This is a genomic window from Alkalihalobacillus sp. CinArs1 (genome assembly GCF_947387515.1).
Classification (GTDB): domain Bacteria; phylum Bacillota; class Bacilli; order Bacillales; family Guptibacillaceae; genus Guptibacillus.
Genome location: NZ_CANDOB010000001.1, coordinates 1,415,887 through 1,435,109, shown reverse-complemented (window position 1 = coordinate 1,435,109; position 19,223 = coordinate 1,415,887). Strand labels below are relative to the sequence as shown.

Genomic DNA, 19,223 nt, shown 5'->3' with positions numbered 1-19,223 from the left:
ATCTAGTCAATGAGATGGTTTTCCATCCAACAATGTCTGGAGTCGTTATGGTGCTCATCTTTCATACATAAAGGATTTGCTCGTAGATCCCGCATACATATTCTCCTAGAAAGGTAGCAAAAACCATAGTTAGAGGCCAGGGATCATATATCCTATCAGCTATGAAGAAAATAGCAGTCCCTAAAACACATTCTCAAAAGATGTAGTTAAAAATCCATAAAGAAAGAGAAGACAAGAATGGAGCATTGGATTTGGCTTTGTTCAATCCGAAATGTAGGTCCTGTTTCTCAAAAGAAACTACTGACCGCATTTGGAAGTCCTGAGCAAATCTATGAAGCTTCTTCTTTAGAGCTGCAAGAAGTGAAGGGAATTTCTCAGCGTGTCCGGGAAGCTGTTTTAGAGGCTCGGTCACTCGAAGATTGTAAGCGTATTCTTGAACGTGCTCAAAAAGAAGAAATCTGGCTTTTGCCCCGGGATGACCCCCTTTATCCGTCGTATGCTAAAGATTTACCGGAGTCACCAGCACTATTGTATTATAAAGGCCTTATACGTTCATTCACTCCTTCTGTAGCAATCGTAGGTTCTAGAAATTGTACAGAGGAAGGAAGACGGGCTGCCGAAGAACTTTCGTACACACTTTCTAATAGAAAGATTCCTGTGATCAGCGGACTAGCGAAAGGAATCGATCGAGCTGCACACGTTGGCTGCCTCGTAAATCGTGGTGTACCGATCGCTTTCCTTGCAAGTGGGGTCGATCATTGCTATCCGAAAGAGCACCGCTCGCTCTACGAAGCGATTATTAAAAAAGGAGCCGTGATTTCCCAGTACGCACCTGGAACACGTCCAACCCCAAAGCAATTTATACAGCGAAATGCGCTGATCAGTGCGTGGTCGAGTCACGTAGTTGTCATTGAAGCTGGCGTGAAAAGTGGTGCACTGTCCACCGCCCGCTTTGCACGAAAGCACAATCGAAAAATTTTCATGCTTCCGCGTAGTGATGCGCTATCTGAACAGATACCAGGCTGTTCGATAGAGGATGGGTATGAACCTTATCCAGGAGTTTCAGCCTTTGAAGCGGTGTTGAACGAACTCTAGCATCACTACGATTAATTGCTTATACCCAACCTCTATAAACCGATTACCCTTCAGTACCTCCGCAGTGATCCCTCTAGGATCTTCAAGCCCATCTCCCTACAAGAGCATGGTGGCTAGTAGCCATCAGGGTTGATGAGAAAGAGAAGAAGATAAACCTTCCCCTAGACCACTAGATCGAGCCATCGATCTAGTGGTTTCTTTTTGTTTAAGGTCAAGTCCCTTCTCGCCTCCCTCAACAAACAATTTACATGGAAATTACAGATTTTTCTTGGATTTTATTGTATACTGCAAGAGGCGGATAATTTTCGCCATAATCTGACTAATTCCGGGGGGATATAAGTTGAAAAGGAAGTCTTCGAGTCACACGATTAGCTTCTTGCTGATCTTTTCGATGATTTTGAGCTTTTTCGCTGCTCCTGTTTCTCAGTATGCATCGGCTGCTGAAGAGACGTTTCAGAATGTTATCATTTCTGAATACATAGAGGGCGGAGGTTTTAACAAAGCAGTAGAGCTTTACAACGGTACAGGGAGTTCAATAGATTTAACTGACTACAAGCTAGAACTCTATACGAATGGGGAAGCACCTGCTAAGTATTCTGAAACCTTAAATGGTACGTTAGCAGATGGAGAAGTCTATGTACTTTCCCACGATAACGCTGACCAAGTGATTCTCGATCAGGCCGATACTACGAATCAATCCGTTACGAATTTTAACGGGAACGATACGTTAGTACTGAAAAAGAATGACACGATCGTTGATTCTTTGGGGCAAATCGGCAATAATGCAGATTTCGCAAAAGACGTTACCCTCGTTCGTAACGACTCCATTAAGTCAGGCGATACGAACCCGAACGACGCATTCGATGCTTCAGCAGAATGGACAACCTACGCAAAAGACACAACGACTTACCTCGGTTCTCACCTATCAGATGGTGGAACTGATCCAAAACCAGTAGAACTTTCTACGATTGCTGATGCACGTTCAAAAGCAGTCGGTTCAGCAGTGAAAGTAAAAGGGATTGCAACAGCTTCCTTTCTCGCTGGAGGCAGTACAAACCTATACATCCAAGACAACACAGCTGGAATCATCGTGCGTGCTGAAGGAATCAAAGCAAACCCTGGTGATGAAGTCACTGTAGAGGGCAGTCTGAGTGATTTTAAAGGTATGGCACAGATCAGCACAACTTCTTCAAATATCGCAATTACGACGCAAAATGCAGGTATTCCACAACCACAATCGATCCAATCTAGTAATCTAACAGCCGAAAACGGTGAAGCCGTTGAAGGAGAATTCGTAGAACTTAAAAACGTTACGATCAAATCAGACGCAGGATATGGCGAGTTTAATGCAACTGATTCTGTTGGCGAATTCAAAATCGATAACCCTAATGCAGAAAACCTTGAGATAGGGAAAACCTACGAGATTCTTCGTGGCGTCATCAACTATGACTTTGGTGAATACAAGCTCGTTTTCCGTAGCTCATCAGACATCATTGAAAACGCTTTCTCAGTTGTGGCTAGCCCTGGTGCTGGTTCAGTAACAGAAGGAACGAAAGTGACGCTTGAAACGGCAACTGAAGGAGCAAAAATCCATTACACAATGGATGGGTCAACTCCAACAGACCAAAGCACTGAATATACAGCACCGATCACACTTACAAAAGATACAACGATTAAAGCGATCGCTTCAAAAGATGGCAGAACAAGCGAAGTCGGAACGTTCAGCTACACAGTACTGAAGCCAGCAGACAAACTGAACATTCATGATATCCAAGGTGCTGGACACGAATCTCCTTATAAGGACAAGCCAGTATCACAGGTACAAGGAATCGTAACAGCGAAAGCTGGTGCGAACGGCTTCTACATGCAGAGTGAAACGCCTGACGAAAGCATTGCAACATCAGAAGGAATCTTTGTTTATAGCAAAGGTAATTCTGTAAAAGTTGGCGACATAGTATCCGTTGACGGTAAAGTCTCCGAGTGGAGAGAAGATGGATATGATGATGCAAAAGATCTATTAACAACTCAAATCTCAGCATCTAACGTCACTGTTGTTTCATCTGATCAAGAGGTACCTGCTCCGATCGTAATTGGAACAGACCGCACGCCTCCAACGGAAAACATTGAAGATGACGGTATGACAACATTTGATCCCGAAACAGACGGATTAGATTTTTATGAAAGTCTAGAAGGAATGCTGATCGAGATTCCTGATGCAACGATTTCTGGACCAAAGAAATATGATGAAGTTCCTGTTTTCGTAAATACAAGCGACGATCAACTGCGTACGCGCGCTGACGGGCTTTTAATCTCACCAGAAGATTACAACCCTGAACGCATGCTGATCGATGTTGATGGAATCGACGTTACTGTAAAAACGGGAGATATGTTCGATGGTTCTATTCTAGGTAACGTTAGCTATGACTATAGCAACTTCAAAATTCGTCCGACGGGTACATTCCCATCCGTGATCGACGGTGGAGTTGAAAGAGAAACGACTGAAATCGAAGTTTCAGATGAGAAGCTTACGGTAGCAACATACAACATCGAAAACTTCCGTGCTCCTCAAACAGATAAAGCAGAAAAAATTGCAGAGTCGATCGTTTCAAACATGAAAACACCGGACATCATCGGCCTTGTTGAAGTACAAGATAACAACGGTCCGACTGACGATGGCACGACAGATGCAAGTGAATCTTACAAAGCGCTGATCAAAGCGATTGAAACAGCTGGCGGCCCGACGTATGAATTCGCAGATATCGCACCACTCGATAAAACAGATGGTGGGCAGCCAGGAGGAAACATCCGCGTAGGATTCATCTACAATCCTGATCGGGTTGATTTCTCAGACAAGCCTGCTGGAGATGCAACGACTGCTGTCGGTGTCGACAAAGATGGCCTTACGCATAACCCTGGGCGTATCGATCCAACGAACGAAGCGTTCGACGATTCTCGTAAAGCACTCGCTGGAGAATTTACATTCAACGGTGAAAAGGTAATCGTCATCGCTAATCACTTTAATTCTAAAGGTGGAGACGGCGGACTATTCGGTAGCGAACACCCTGTCGTTCTTGGAAGTGAAGTTCAGCGTATGAAACAAGCAACTGTTATCAATGACTTCGTTAACAGTGCAGTCGAAACGATGGAAGATGCGAATGTAATCGTATTAGGCGACTTGAACGACTTTGAGTTCTCTGATCCGATCAACACGCTTGAAGGCGATGTACTAACGAATATGATGGAGAAACTTTCTCCTGAACAGCGTTACACGTACATCTATCAAGGAAACTCTCAAGTTCTCGACCATATTCTCGTAACAAACAATCTAGCAAAACATACGGCGATCGACAGCATTAACATCAACTCAGACTTTAGTGAAGCTGATGGGCGCGCGAGTGATCACGATCCAGTTTTAGCTCAGATCCAATTTGGTAAAAAAGTTGAGCGTACGAGTGGGGAAGATCGCTACAAAACAGCGATCGAAGTTTCAAAAGAAGGTTGGGAGCAGGCAGATACAGTTGTGATCGCTCGCGGTGACACGTATCCGGATGCTCTTGCAGGTGCACCACTTGCTTACAAGTACGATGCTCCAATCCTCTTAAATCCTGAGAACAAACTGAATGCAGATGTACGTGCTGAGCTTGATCGTCTATCGCCTGAAAAAGTTATTATTCTTGGCGGAACAGGCGCGATTTCAAATTACGTAGAATACCAGATTGAAGGTCTTGGTATGAAAGCAGAACGTATCTCAGGGAAAGATCGTTTTGAAACAGCTGCTAACATTGCAGCACGTCTTGACGGTAACCCAGCAAAAGCTGTCATCGCTGATGGCTACAACTATCCAGATGCGCTTGCTGTCGCTTCATACGCAGCGAAGCAAGGCTATCCGATTTTACTATCTGGTAAAAACGAATTGCCTAAAGCTACGAAAACAGCTCTACGTTACATCGATGAAACGATCGTTGTCGGCGGAACAGGCGCAATCGGTGAAGACGTATTTAACGAGCTTCCTAAACCAAAGCGCTATAGCGGAAGCGACCGCTACGCGACTGCAGCAACGATTGCGACTGATCTTGTCGGACCAACGAACAAAGCATTCATCACAACTGGAAGCGAATTTGCGGATGCACTAACTGGATCTGTACTCGCTGCAAAAGAAGATGCAGTTATGCTTCTCGTTCAACAAAATAAAGTGCCAAAAGCGACACAGACTGCGATCGATGAACTCGACATTATGAACTTCCGCATTCTTGGTGGAACTGGTGCTGTAAGTGAAGACGTCATGAATCAACTGAATAAGTAATTGGAGCGGGGGTACGTGCTGAGAGCAGTGCCCCGCCCAACTAGCAATCTATTATACTTAATAAAAGGAAAAGGAAGTGTCTTACCATATGAACATGAAGAAGCCATTTATCGCAGTACTATCATCTGCTGCCCTTGCGATGGGAATCGCAGCTGCAGCACCAGCAACACCTTCTGAAGCGGCTACAGGGAATTTTGACTTAACGATCATGCACACGAACGACACGCACGCTCACCTCGAAAACGCTCCAAAACGTTTGACTGCGATCAAAGACATTCGTGCAGAGCGCGAGAACTCGATCCTAGTAGATGGTGGAGATGTATTTTCTGGTACGCTTTTCTTCAATAAATACAAAGGACTTGCTGACGTTCAGTTCATGAACATGATGGAGTACGATGCAATGGTTCCTGGAAACCATGAATTCGATGAAGGACCTAAAACGTTCTCTGAGTTCGTGAAAAAGACTCAGTTTCCAATCGTAAGCTCAAACATCGATTACAGTCAGAATGAAGACCTTAATCCTCTCTACAAAAATGAAGTTGGTACACCTGGAGACGGCGGTACGATTTACCCAGCTGTTATCCTCGATGTGAATGGTGAAAAGGTCGGTGTGTTCGGTCTAACAACAGAAGCGACACCTGAACTTTCTGGCCCTGGAGATACGCTAACGTTTGAAGATCATCAGGAGCACGCTGCAGAAATGGTGAAGATGTTTGAAGAGAAAGGAATCAACAAGATCGTCGCTCTTACTCACCTTGGTAAGAACGCGGAAGTAGATCTTGCAGAAGCAGTTGAAGGCATCGACGTTATCGTTGGCGGCCATAGCCATACACAGCTTGATGAGGCGATCGTTGTAAACGAAGACACTGAGCCAACCGTTGTTGTACAAGCATTTGAATACAGCAAATACCTTGGTGACCTTAAAGTAAGCTTCGATGCGAACGGTGTCCTTACTAACTGGGACGAAAACCTCGTACGCGTTGATTACAAAGGAACGATGGAACCAGATCCTGAAGCTCAGAAGCTTTACGAAGAGCTGAAGAAGCCACTAGAAGAAATTGAAAAAGAAGTCGTTGGTCACACAGAAGTATTTCTTGATGGTGAGCGCGACACAGTACGTTCTGGTGAAACGAACCTTGGAAACTTGATCACAGACGCAATGCTTTCAAAAGCACAAGAATTTACGGATGCGACGATCGCAATTCAAAACGGTGGCGGGATCCGTGCTTCCATCGATGAAGGACCGATCACGATGGGTGAAGTACTGACTACGATGCCATTCGGTAACAACCTTGTAACGCTTGATCTAACGGGTCAAGAAATCATCGATTCTCTTGAGCACGGTGTTAGTGGTATTGAAGACGGCCAAGGACGTTTCCCTCAAGTTTCTGGCATCATGTACTCGTACGATGAAGAAGCAGAAGTAGGTAAACGTATCCTAGATGTAAATGTGAAAACTGAAAAAGGCTACGAAGACATCGACCCTAATGCAACGTACACAGTTGCAACAAACTCCTTCATGGCGACTGGTGGAGATGGCTACACCGTAATGGGTGAAGCAGCTGAAGAAGGCCGTATGGAAGAGCTCTTCTTCGTTGACTACGAACTCTTTGTTGAATACATCGACGGTAAAACGATCGAAATGGGTCAAGAAGCAAGAATCGTTGAAGAAGAAGCAACACGTCTTTCTGGTGAAGACCGTTATGACACGGCGATAGAAGTTTCTAAAGCTGGCTGGGTAAGTGCAGACACTGTCGTTCTAGCTCGTGGCGATGCATTCCCTGACGCACTTGCTGGTGCTCCACTTGCATATGAGCTAGATGCTCCAATCTTGCTTACTGGTAAGGATTCTCTTAATAAAAAGGTTAAAGAAGAAATCAAGCGTCTTGGTGCGAAGGATGTTGTGATTCTAGGAGGAACTGGCGCAGTGAGTGAATATGTAGAATATCAAGTTGAAGGTCTTGGAATCGACGTTGAGCGAATCAGCGGAAAAGACCGTTTCGATACGGCTGCAAACATCGCTGCACGTCTTGGAGGCTCACCTGAACAAGCAATCGTAGCGAATGGTATGAACTTCCCAGATGCACTTTCGATCGCATCTTACGCGGCTCGTAACGGCTATCCGATCTTACTTTCTGAAGACGATAAGCTTCCTAACGTAACGAAGCGTGCTCTTACGAACGTTGATATGTCGATCGTTGCTGGTGGAACTGGTGTGATCAGTGAAGAAGTAGAAGGGATGCTTCCAAAAGCAACTCGCTATGCTGGGAAAGACCGTTTCAGCACAGCTGCAACGATCGCGACTGATCTAAATCCATCAGCTCGCGTATTCGTAGCAACTGGCATGGACTTTGCAGATGCGCTATCAGGCTCTGTACTTGCAGCGAAGCAAAATGCATCGATCCTACTCGTACAACCGAACAAGCTTCCTGAAGCGACTGAAAAAGCAATTGCTGATCTAGAAGCTTACGACTTCACAGTAACTGGTGGAACTGGTGCTGTAAGTGACGACGTATTTAATAAGCTTTCAAAATAAAGAAATACTAAAGGGAGTGCTGCGGCGCTTCCTTTATTTTTATTTCATGCAGGACTTTTGGATGAGGTAGCAAATAGTATAAACGACGTTCTTTATAATGCATACGATAAAGAACACCAATCAAAGGAGGGAAACGATTGAAGCAAAGTGTTCGAAAAACGCGATTACTGTTTATCCTGTCCCTTGTACTGATGTTATTTGCTCCGTCCATTGCATATGCTGCCCAGTCAAACAATGTTCATGATGAATGGAAATATGTTGCCCTTGGGGACTCATTGGCTGCAGGAGTTCAGTCAGATGGAACACTTGGCGATAGCTATGCTGATTACATAGCAGATGATTTAGAGAATATCGATCGATTAGAATCTTTCACAAAGAAATTTGCCGTTCCAGGTTTTACGACTGATGACCTTCTGGAACAGTTAACGATGAACGTTGAAGCACAACAAGCTGTAGCGAGTGCTGACCTCATTACGCTCACGATCGGAGCGAATGATTTTCTTAACCTTTTAAAAACCAGTCCAGAAGATCTTGAGAATGAAGAGGTAGTGAAGGCATTATTTACGAAAGTTCAAACGAACTATGTTCAAATCATGGGCATCATTCGTACATTAAACCCTGATGCCAACGTATTCATCCAGGGCTACTACAACCCGTTCTACGCTTATCCAGCTGAACAGCAAGCGGTGTTCACTCAACTGATGACTTCTTTAAATCAAATGATTGAAGCCATTGCTTTAAAATCAGGCAGTGGATTTGTTCCTACGTATGATGTCATTGCAGCGAACTATACGAAATATTTACCGAACCCTCAAAATGTTCACCCTGGTCAAGCAGGATATGAAGTGATAGCGGAAGAGTTTTGGAAGCATATTAAGGTAGTCGTACCAGTGAAAGTCGATCGAATCTCTGGCAAAGACCGATATGAAACGGCTGTTTCCATTTCTGAACAAGGGTGGGAGTCTGCTGAGACCGTCATCATCGCAAGGGGAGACGACTTCCCGGATGCGCTCGCTGGAGCTCCACTTGCATTTAAGATGGATGCACCGATCTTGTTAACTGGTAAAACGCTACCTCAAACGGTAAAAGATGAGATTGCTAGATTAAATGCGAAGAAGGCATATGTCCTTGGAGGAACAGGTGCTGTCTCAACATATGTCTATAATGAGCTCAAAGGATTAGGTCTCGATGTCGACCGCATCGGTGGTTCTGATCGTTTTGAAACGGCTACAAACATCGCAGCTGTTCTCGACGGTGATCCAGCGAAAGCCGTCGTAGCGAACGGAATGAATTTCCCAGACGCGCTTTCCATCGCATCTTATGCGGCAGAGAACGGCTATCCAATCCTTTTAACAATGAAAGACACATTACCAGATGCAACGAAAAAAGCGCTAGATGAATTTGAATCATCCATTGCAGTAGGAGGGATTGGCGTTATTTCTGATAGCGTTTTGGCACACCTTCCTGGAGCAGATCGCTACGGTGGAGAAAACCGCTACGCTACTTCTGCAAAGATCGCGACGATGCTCAACCCTGCTGACAAAGCGTTTATTGCGACAGGAGCAGACTTTGCAGACGCTCTAACAGGCTCTGTCCTCGCTGCGAAAACGGACAGCACATTCTTACTCGCACTACCGACGAGTGTAGATGATTCCATTTCAGCAGCAGCTAGTGAACTAGGCATCAGGCACTTTACTATTCTAGGCGGTGAAGGAGCAGTTAACAGCAACGTTGAATCTCTGCTCGAATCGATTAACTAATGGTATAAGAGGGTCAGGTAGGGGATCGTCCCCCATCTGACCCTTTTTCATGTTACACTAGAAAAAGTTGGTAAAAGGGGAAGGGGAGAATGTGTTGAAAAAGTTTTTTATTTCTATGGTTATTGCGTTACTTGTAGTTAGTAGTTTTGGTAGTTTGCAGCTAGGGGGCAAGGACGTTCAAGCAGCTGAAGATCTTACATACGAAGAAATTGGACAAATTCTTACTGAAGAAGCGATTAAAATGGATATTCCACCTGAAGTAGCGAAGGCGATCGCATATGAAGAAAGCGGCTGGAACCAGGAAAAGGTTTCGAGTGTAGGAGCGCTTGGCGTTATGCAGGTGTATAAGCCAAATGCATCAGATGCAGAAAAGGAGAAGCTTAAGAGCAACACCCGTTATAACATTCAAGAGGGCTTGAAAATTCTGAACGACAAGTTTGAAGGGAAGAGCGGGAAGCTTCCTACCGTGAACGATAACGATCGTGATGTACTTGAAAGCTGGTATTTCGCTGTTCTCGCGTATAATAGTGTCGTTCAAAAAAATAGCCCGATTATCAAAAGTGATGGTTCTGGCGATCGTAACCTTGATGCTTATCAAGAAAAAGTCTATCAATCTATTGAACAATTTAGCATAGCTGGGAACGTCCAACCGATTCCATTTACGTTTGAACTCGATGATTTTAGCTATGGAGAAAAAAATCAGCTTTACTTTGAAACGTTCCATTATGAACTGCCAGAGGAAGTTCTTCATAAAACAGCTCAGAACTACAAAAATCAAGATATTGTCATCACAGCAAAGGGCGCTAACTTCAGAGACGCGCCGTCTTCAAAAGCCAAGAGCCTTGCATCCACTACAGAACGAGAGCCAGTGACGCTTTCAAGCAATCGTGTTTATGACCAATCGCCTAAATACGGTGTAAGCGATGCGAGCATGGTATTCAAACACTACGTTTGGTATAAAGTTGAACTTGAAAATGGTAATGAAGCATACATTGCTTCAGGTGATCTTCTTCAACTTGGACAACGCTTATCGGGTCCTGATCGATACAAAACAGCAGCAGCGATTGCGCAAGATGGGTGGCCGAACGGCGCGGATACAGTAGTTATTGCTAGAGGTGGGGATTATCCAGATGCCCTTGCAGGAACGCCTCTTGCACACCAACTAAATGCACCGATGCTGCTAACACAAGATAATAAGCTAACAGCATCAACGAAAGCAGAGTTAGAGCGTTTAAATCCTAACAATGTCATCCTACTTGGTAGTGCAGGTGCAATCACGAACGATGTGAAGACGGCAATCGAAAGTATGGGGATCAAAGTAGACCGTTACGGTGGATCTGATCGTTTTGAAACAGCAGCGATCATTTCAGAGAACCTACCGAGTAGTAACACGGCGATTCTCGCATACGGTCTAAACTTCCCGGATGCTCTCTCCATCGCTCCATATGCAGCAAAAAACGGCTATCCGATCTACCTAGCTCTAAAGGATAAACTACCAGAAGCTACTGCAAAAGCAATCAAAAACTATGACAACGTGATCGTAGTAGGAAGTAACGGGGTTATAAGCGAAAAAGCATTGGCGGGTATTTCAAATTACGACCGCTATGCAGGTAAGGATCGCTATAAAACGAACGTTGATATTCTGAAAAACCTTCCGCTTGGAAATGAGCAAGCGTATGTAGCAACAGGTAAAAGTTTCCCTGATGCTCTAACAGGAGCAGTGCTCGCAGCGAAAAACAACGCTCCGTTGATTCTTTCCACACCAAACACTCTACAGGATGTGACAAAGTCTCTCCTTGAGAACTCTTCTTACGATCGCTTTGGACTCCTAGGCGGTAACGATGTGATTGATGTTGAACGTGATTTAACAAAAATCATCATAAACAAGTAGTTCTTCAAAACGAACGAGAGATGTCGGATTTTACTGGCATCTCTCATTTTTTGTAAAACGAAAAAGATATCTTAACTCTTACTATCATGCTATTATCATAGATATTATAGGAGATACATAGTTGAGGAGGAAATGAATTGAAACCTGCTAAAGTGATGGCTATCCTACTTTTTTCTGCTTTCATGTTCTTTATGTTGAACGGTAATGCCCTTGCTGCTCCTGCTAACGATATGTTTAGAACGATGAAACAACCTGATGGAACAACATTTCTAGCTAAGGCAGTTGGTGATGAGTTCAAGCACTGGATGGAAACAAAGAACGGCTATGTCATTGTACAGGGCAAAGATAAGTATTGGTATTACTCAACAATTAAGGACGCTAACGTTACCATTACCTCCTCAAAAGTGGGCATCGATTCGGTTCCTTCAAACGCATCAGACAAGAAGGATATGGTTGATCTCCCATCTAAAAACAAGTTTGAATCTCCATCCAAAAGTCCGGAATCGAATAACATAACGCTCCAATCAGTTGAAAGCTCTTCCTCACATAACCTATTAGTCCTTCTCATCAATTTTACGGATACAAAGGCACAATACTCTGAGTCACAGTGGAACACCCAAATCTTTAGTAAAACAGTTAATTCGTTAAACACATACTACAATGAAATATCTGATGGGAAGTTTCAATTCATTCCAGCTCAAGAAACTAGCGGATCGAACAATGGTGTGGCATCTGTTTCATTAAACTATAACCACCCCGATCCTGTAGATAGATGGAATGAAGGAGATCTCTACAGAAAGATTGTTGCTGATGCTCTAAAAGCTTCAGATAGTAGCGTGAATTATAGTCAATATGACAAAAATAATGATGGTTACATCAGTGTGGACGAGCTGCATGTCGTGACAATTGTGGCAGGTGGGGAAGGAAGTTATGGTGACCCGTCTCCTCGTGTATGGGGTCACAAGTGGGGACTGTTTTCTGAAGCTCCTATGCTGGACGGTGTAACAGTTGGTTCCATCTACAACGGTGGAGGTTACACACAGTTTGGAGAAAAGCACGATGACCATATGGCGACGATTGGAATTATTGCGCATGAGCTTGGACACGACTTAGGTTTGCCGGATCTCTATGACCGTGACGGTTCATCTCTTGGAATCGGAGTCCATAGCCTCATGGCTTCAGGGTCTTGGGCATATCAGAATGGTGAGTACCCTGGTCAAACGCCGACTCATATGGATGCATGGTCAAAGCAACAGCTTGGCTATGTTGTGCCTAATGTGATTTCCGCCTCTACAAAAACGAAAATGAATTCTAATAAAGATGGCAGCTATAACGTTATTAGAATAAATACGATAGATCCTTCTGAGTATTTTTTAATCGAAAATCGTCAGTATACAGGGTACGATAGAGGTCTTGAGAACGTAACGGTGTCGGGTGGAGTCGCGATCTGGCACATCGATGAGGATCGGTCGTGGGAGCAAAACGATAATGAGTTTCACAAGCTAGTAGATCTTGAAGAAGCAAATGAGAAGTATGGTAGTGATCTAGATACGTATAGGTGGTATGTCGACTTCAACCATTACTATCGTAAAGGGAACGAAGCGCTATTTAACACAATAACAACCCCTAATAGCAAGCTATACAATGGAACGTCTACAAAGGTAGCCATTCAGGTTAATGATTACAGCCAGGACGTAATGGGCGTATCGATTGATCTTGGAGATGGAATCGATATAGATGAGCCAGTGTGGCCAGCAGGTTCAACTCTTAACGCTACAGAAGTTGGAACGGACTCTGTAAAACTATCCTGGTCAGCAGCTTCAGATAACAAAGGGGTCTCAAACTATCATATTTATGAAGGAAATACACTAGTCAAGACGGTGAATGGAGATGTGAGAAGCACAGTAATAGATGCTCTTACACCAAACACGTCCTATACGTTTAGGGTTGAAGCGGCTGATGCTCAAGGAAATAAATCACTAAATGGACCATCACTAACAGTAAAAACTGGTACAGAGTCAGATACAAAGAAACCAGAATGGCCTGCCAATGCAAGTTTAAAAGCATCGGAGGTCGAAACGAATACCTTAAAACTTACTTGGACACCAGCGACCGATGAATCCGGAATTGCTCATTATTACATTTTCCAGGGAGCTAAGTTGATTAAAACGTTAAATGGCGATGTAACAAATACAACCGTAACAAATCTTAATGCAAACACTTCTTATACATTCACGGTTCAAGCAGCAGACCCAGAAACGAATACAACGACGAACGGCCCATCTGTCACTGCAAAAACGCTAGAAGAGCCAGACAAAAAGAAACCAGAATGGCCAGCAAACGCTAGTGTATCAGCTACGAAGATCAATTCTGACTCAGTGGAGCTATCTTGGTCACCAGCAACGGATGAGTCTGGGATAGCTAGCTATCATATCTATGTAGGAAATCAAATAATGAAGACGGTAAGTGGTGACGTAACCACTGCACAGGTCTCTAACCTAACACCGAACAAATCCTATACATTTAAGGTGGAAGCTGTAGATCCAAAAGGAAACAGCTCGATGAATGGTCCTTTCGTTACTGTGAAAACACCACTGGAGAGTGTAGTAAGAATTAAAGGACAAGATCGATTTGGGACTGCCAATCAAATAAGTCAAAACACATATAAATCTGCGGTTACAGTTGTCATTGCAACAGGCTATGATTTTCCTGATGCCTTAGCGGGAGGTCCGCTAGCAAAGAAGCTGCAAGCCCCGATCCTCTTAGCAGGTAAAACGAGCTTATCTGAGGATACGATTAACGAAATCAAACGATTAAAAGCATCGAAAGCCGTTATTCTTGGAGGTACAGGAGCGGTTTCTGATTCAGTGAGAACGCAGCTTGAGAAGCTAGGTCTTTCAGTTGAACGAATCAGTGGTAAGGATCGCTTTGAAACTGCAGCTAAAATAGCAGAAAAAATGGGACTTTACGACAGAGCTGTTATTGCTTACGGAATGAACTTCCCTGACGCGCTGGCAATTGCGCCATTTGCTGCACAAAATGGCTACCCAATTTTATTAACGAAGACAAAGGAACTGCCAGATGTTACGAAAAATGCTATTAAAGGCGTCACAAAAACGTATGTGATCGGAGGTACTGGCGTCATTTCTGAGAATGTTTCAAAAAGTCTACCTAGCCCAACGAGATATGCTGGTAAAAACCGATTCGCAACAAACGCAGCGATCGTATCAAAATTGTATTCAAACTACGACACTGTTTATTATGCGAGTGGAATGAACTTCCCGGATGCACTTACAGGTTCAGTTGCAGCAGCGCAGAATGCAGCTCCTAAATTCCTTGTGATGAAAGATAAAATCCCTGCAGAAATAATGACGCTTATAAATGAAAGAAAAGCCAAATCCTACGTAATCTTAGGAGGCAGCGGTGCAATCGATGAGGATGTAGAAAAACTTCTTTCTGAATAACCAAAAGCCACTGTTCGATTTAAGAACAGTGGCTTTTTTTATGTCATTGTACCTACTACTATCTACCAAAATTCGCTACTATTCGAAGAAAACCCCCTTTTTTAAAGAAAAATTTAACATATTTAAAGGATTACTATTCAAACTTAGCGAATAATAGCCGATATTGTTAAAAGCATATGTCGGTTAGTCATTGCAGTGAAACCATTAAGGGGGATGTACATGCAAGGTTCTACGCTTAAGAAAACGGTAGTTGGATCAGCGCTTTTGTCTGGTTTTTTTTATGTTCAAGCCGGGGAAGTAGAAGCAGCCCTTGGTAGTCAGGAATTAAAGCTCGGAATGAACAATTCTGATGTAAAAGAACTGCAGGACGTTTTGAAAGAAAAGGGTTACTTTACATATCATACGTCAACAGGATACTTTGGCCCGATCACCGAGAAAGCCGTTAGCGACTTTCAAAAAGCAAAAGGTTTATCCGTAACAGGGACAGCAAATGCGGAAACGCTAAATGCGTTAAAGGGAAGTGCGAAAGCAACTTCTACTTCTTCAAATACTCTCACAGTTGGAGAACGTGGTCAGGCTGTAAGCGATGTTCAATCTAAGTTGAAGAGTAAAGGCTATTATAACTACAATGTCGATGGTATCTTTGGTCCGATTACGGAGAAAGCTGTGAAGCAATTTCAATCTGCAAAAGGTCTATCCGTTACTGGTATCGTCGATCAGGCGACCGAGAATGCATTGAACGCTTCAACGACAACGAATAAGCCCACACAGGAAGCAGAACAAACGCTAAAAGTAGGTGCTAGAGGTGCTGAAGTATCAACCGTTCAGCAGCAGTTGAAGAACAAAGGATACTACAACTATGCCGTTGACGGTATCTTCGGCCCAATTACTGAGAAAGCTGTGAAGCAGTTCCAAAGTGCGAATGGCTTATCGAGCACGGGCGTCGTGGATGGTAAGACAAAGGAAAAGCTTTCAGGTGCAGCGGTACAAGAGAAGAAAGAGGAAAAAGCTACAGGCCTTACGATCGGTGCAAGGGGCAGTGCAGTCACTGCACTGCAGCAAGGACTTAAGGATCGCGGCTATTATAATTACAATGTCGACGGTATCTTTGGTTCGATCACTGAAAAAGCAGTGAAAGAGTTCCAAAGCGTAGTAGGCCTTAAGGTAACGGGCGTTGCAGATGATGCGACCCTTGATGCGTTAAAGTCTCGCGGCGGAACAAAGACAACTGAACCAGTGATGAAAGTAGGTTCAAGAGGTGACAATGTTTCGAAGCTTCAGCAGGACCTCAAAACGGCAGGAACGTTTCATGTTGGCGTAACTGGTTACTTTGGACCGATTACTGAAAAAGCCGTAAAAGATTTCCAAAGAGCAAAAGGCTTAACTGTGACAGGTACAGCAACGAAGGAAACCCTCGATGCACTGAGTAATAACGGTCCAGCGGTTCATCCTCCTGTTCAAGACACTTCAAATGACGATGTCTTAAAAGTAGGTTCAAAAGGTGAGCTTGTTGTTGAACTTCAATCGAAGCTGAAAGCACTGGGATACTATAAAGGCGGTGTAGACGGCGCGTTCGGACCGCTTACGGAGAGTGCCGTGAAGACGTTCCAATCGCGAAATAAGCTAACGGCGAATGGAATAGTAGATTCATCGACTTGGGAGAAGCTCAAGCAGGGAACATCCTACGACGGCGGCGGAACGGGAGATTCCAACACCGGTTCATTCAGCGTCATGGACTTGATCGCGGATGCTTCTGAATTCATTGGTGTACCTTATACGTGGGGCGGCAACACGCCGCAATCTGGTTTTGACTGCAGTGGCTTTCTCGTTTATGTTTTCAAAAAGCAGGGAGTTTCCTTGCCGCGTACAATGGCACAGATGTGGAATGTGACGACGCCAGTCAGCAGCCCATCCGTTGGGGACATCGTGTTTTTTGAAACTTATAAGCCAGGTGCTTCCCACGGTGGCATCTACATCGGAAACAACAAATTCATTCACGCCGGCTCTTCAAGTGGTGTTACGATAAGCAGCATGGATTCTAGCTATTGGTCACCGAGGTACCTCGGTGCTAAGAGAGCTCATTGATAGGTAGACCGATCTATTCGTAGATCGGTCTTTTTTATTTTGAGTAGGCCAGGTTTGTTAATAGATTGTAAATTTTATGTTACAATGTGAGGTAAAACTATGTAAAAAAAGGAATTTTCTCATGACAAAATACATACCTATCATTCTTTGGTCACTTATTCTTCTCGGAGGATGGACGTTTAAAAACACCTACTTCTCCCATCAAATTATAGGTGAAGCACACCTTGGCCTTATTTTTCTCGGAGCACTCGGCCTAACGTTTGTATTAATAAGCTTCCAAGTGATGTCTGGCAAGGTGCGGTACGCAATTCTAGCATTCTCTCTTTATCTGCTCGTCTCGTTCTTACTATACGGAGACGTGCTTTACGAACGGTACTATTCTAGTCTATTGTCGCTAGAACTACTGAATCAAGCGGGTCAGACTGCAGAAGTGGGCGATTCGATCGTTACCCTGATCGAACGAAGCGACCTTCTTTACATAGTAGACATCATCGTATTGATTCCTTTGTTGATTATGATGACGCTCAAAAGAAGTGCGGTGCAGAGTCGATTTATCGGAACAAGTTTTCTAGCGGTTGGAATCATCACATTAACGCTGTTGTCCATTTTCTCGATCGATGCGCAGTACAGCGATCAATATAAAGTGGCGAAGGCAGGAATCTTGCCAGCGCACTTACACGCAAGCACGATCTATTTTAATGAAAATAAGGTCGCACCTGCGATGGGACAAGGCTATTCAACGGAAGAGCTTGAAGAGATCAACGAGTACTTTACTAAGCATAAAGGAAAAGAATCCCCTTACTTTGGTGTCGCAGAAGGTAAAAACCTCGTTGTTGTTCAAGGTGAATCTCTGAATGAATTCGTCATTGGCTTAGAAGTGGACGGAGTGGAAATCACCCCGAATATAAATGATCTTATTGAAAAAAGCTTTTATTACAATCAATTCTACACCCAGATTGGGAGAGGAAATACGTCAGATGCGGAGTTCATCGTGAATAACTCCCTGTTTCCTTCGGAGCGTGAGAGTGGATACATTGGTTATGAAGAGGGCGTTTTTCGCTCATTGCCAATCATCCTTGGTGAAGAGGGCTATCAAACGAGCGTAGCTCACGGAAATGATCCTGAATTTTGGAATCGGAAGGCAGCATATCCTGCGCAAGGGTTCGATGAATTTTATAGTGCGATCTCAGAGAGTATCGACGCTAGTGACCAGTTAGGGATGGGTGTTTCGGATGAAAGTATGTACGCTCAGTTAGCTGACATTTATGAACAAAAAGCGGAGCGCGGTCCATTTTATAATTTCTTCATCACCCTTTCGCAGCATCGACCTTTTAAATTACCTGATGAGAAGAAGTACCTCGACTTACCAGAGCGGTTCAACGATACAGCGGTTGGAGACTATCTTCAAAGCTCAAAGTATGCAGATGAAACACTAGGTGTATTTATCGAGGACTTGAAGGAAAGAGGTCTCTGGGAAGATACGTTATTCGTTTTCTACGGCGATCACTATGGTCTTCTACCTGAAAAGAAACAAGAATTAGATGAACTCCTCGGAGTGACGTTCGATCGGAAAGAAATGTATAACGTTCCACTCGTGATCCACTATCCAGGTCAAGAAGAAGGCGAAGTGAATGACGTGATCGGTGGCATGGTCGATGTTAAGCCGACGATTACAAGCTTACTAGGCCTAGAGAACGCGATCTACCACGTTGGACAAGACCTTACTACAAAAGAAAAAGGTTTCGTCGGATTTCGACATGGATTTCCAACGTACACTTTCTTTGGGGAAACTTATTCATTCGATATGTCCCCAACAGGAGAGTTTACAAAGGGGACGTGTACGAGAACAGAAAGTGGAAAAGTAGTAGACGTTGAAAAGTGTCGTGAGGGATACGAGCAGATCAAAAAGCACATCGAAATGTCAGATGAAATTTTAGAAAATAACCTTCTCGAAAGGTTACAGAGCATACGTGAAGAAGCAGTATAAAGAGCACCTAACTCGGTGCTCTTTTTTGGCGAAATTTAGCAAAAAAAAGAGATGGTAATGCTTGTCATTGTCGTATATAATCCTCTTAGCAATAGGAAACGG

The 19,223-nt window shown here is 43.8% G+C and carries 8 protein-coding genes; all 8 read left to right on the top strand.

Annotated features, from left to right (window positions below; genetic code table 11):
* Positions 1 to 237: 237 nt before the first annotated feature.
* The 8 genes from PFZ69_RS07270 to PFZ69_RS07235 all read left to right on the top strand — a co-directional run bounded on the left by PFZ69_RS07270 (position 238) and on the right by PFZ69_RS07235 (position 19,121).
* A complete protein-coding gene (locus tag PFZ69_RS07270) occupies positions 238 to 1,095 on the top strand; it encodes a DNA-processing protein DprA (protein WP_270180342.1) in 858 nt (285 codons plus the stop codon).
* Between the two features lie 340 nt (positions 1,096 to 1,435).
* On the top strand, positions 1,436 to 5,398 hold the full coding sequence (locus PFZ69_RS07265) for a cell wall-binding repeat-containing protein (RefSeq protein ID WP_270180341.1): 3,963 nt from the start codon (positions 1,436 to 1,438) through the stop codon (positions 5,396 to 5,398).
* An 88-nt stretch (positions 5,399 to 5,486) separates the two neighbouring features.
* Positions 5,487 to 7,934 (top strand): cell wall-binding repeat-containing protein, encoded by a 2,448-nt coding sequence (locus tag PFZ69_RS07260; RefSeq protein ID WP_270180340.1) that lies wholly within the window; start codon positions 5,487 to 5,489, stop codon positions 7,932 to 7,934.
* A 137-nt stretch (positions 7,935 to 8,071) separates the two neighbouring features.
* Complete coding sequence (locus PFZ69_RS07255) at positions 8,072 to 9,694, top strand: cell wall-binding repeat-containing protein (RefSeq protein WP_270180339.1); 1,623 nt, start codon at positions 8,072 to 8,074, stop codon at positions 9,692 to 9,694.
* 94 nt (positions 9,695 to 9,788) lie between these two features.
* The gene (locus PFZ69_RS07250; RefSeq protein WP_270180338.1) at positions 9,789 to 11,585 is read left to right on the top strand and encodes a cell wall-binding repeat-containing protein; all 1,797 of its coding nucleotides are present in this window, start codon (positions 9,789 to 9,791) and stop codon (positions 11,583 to 11,585) included.
* A gap of 137 nt (positions 11,586 to 11,722) precedes the next feature.
* The gene (locus PFZ69_RS07245; protein WP_270180337.1) at positions 11,723 to 15,049 is read left to right on the top strand and encodes a cell wall-binding repeat-containing protein; all 3,327 of its coding nucleotides are present in this window, start codon (positions 11,723 to 11,725) and stop codon (positions 15,047 to 15,049) included.
* A 219-nt stretch (positions 15,050 to 15,268) separates the two neighbouring features.
* Positions 15,269 to 17,134, top strand: coding sequence for a C40 family peptidase (locus PFZ69_RS07240; protein ID WP_270180336.1), 1,866 nt, complete (start codon positions 15,269 to 15,271; stop codon positions 17,132 to 17,134).
* 121 nt (positions 17,135 to 17,255) lie between these two features.
* On the top strand, positions 17,256 to 19,121 hold the full coding sequence (locus PFZ69_RS07235; RefSeq protein ID WP_270180335.1) for an LTA synthase family protein: 1,866 nt from the start codon (positions 17,256 to 17,258) through the stop codon (positions 19,119 to 19,121).
* Positions 19,122 to 19,223: the final 102 nt, after the last annotated feature.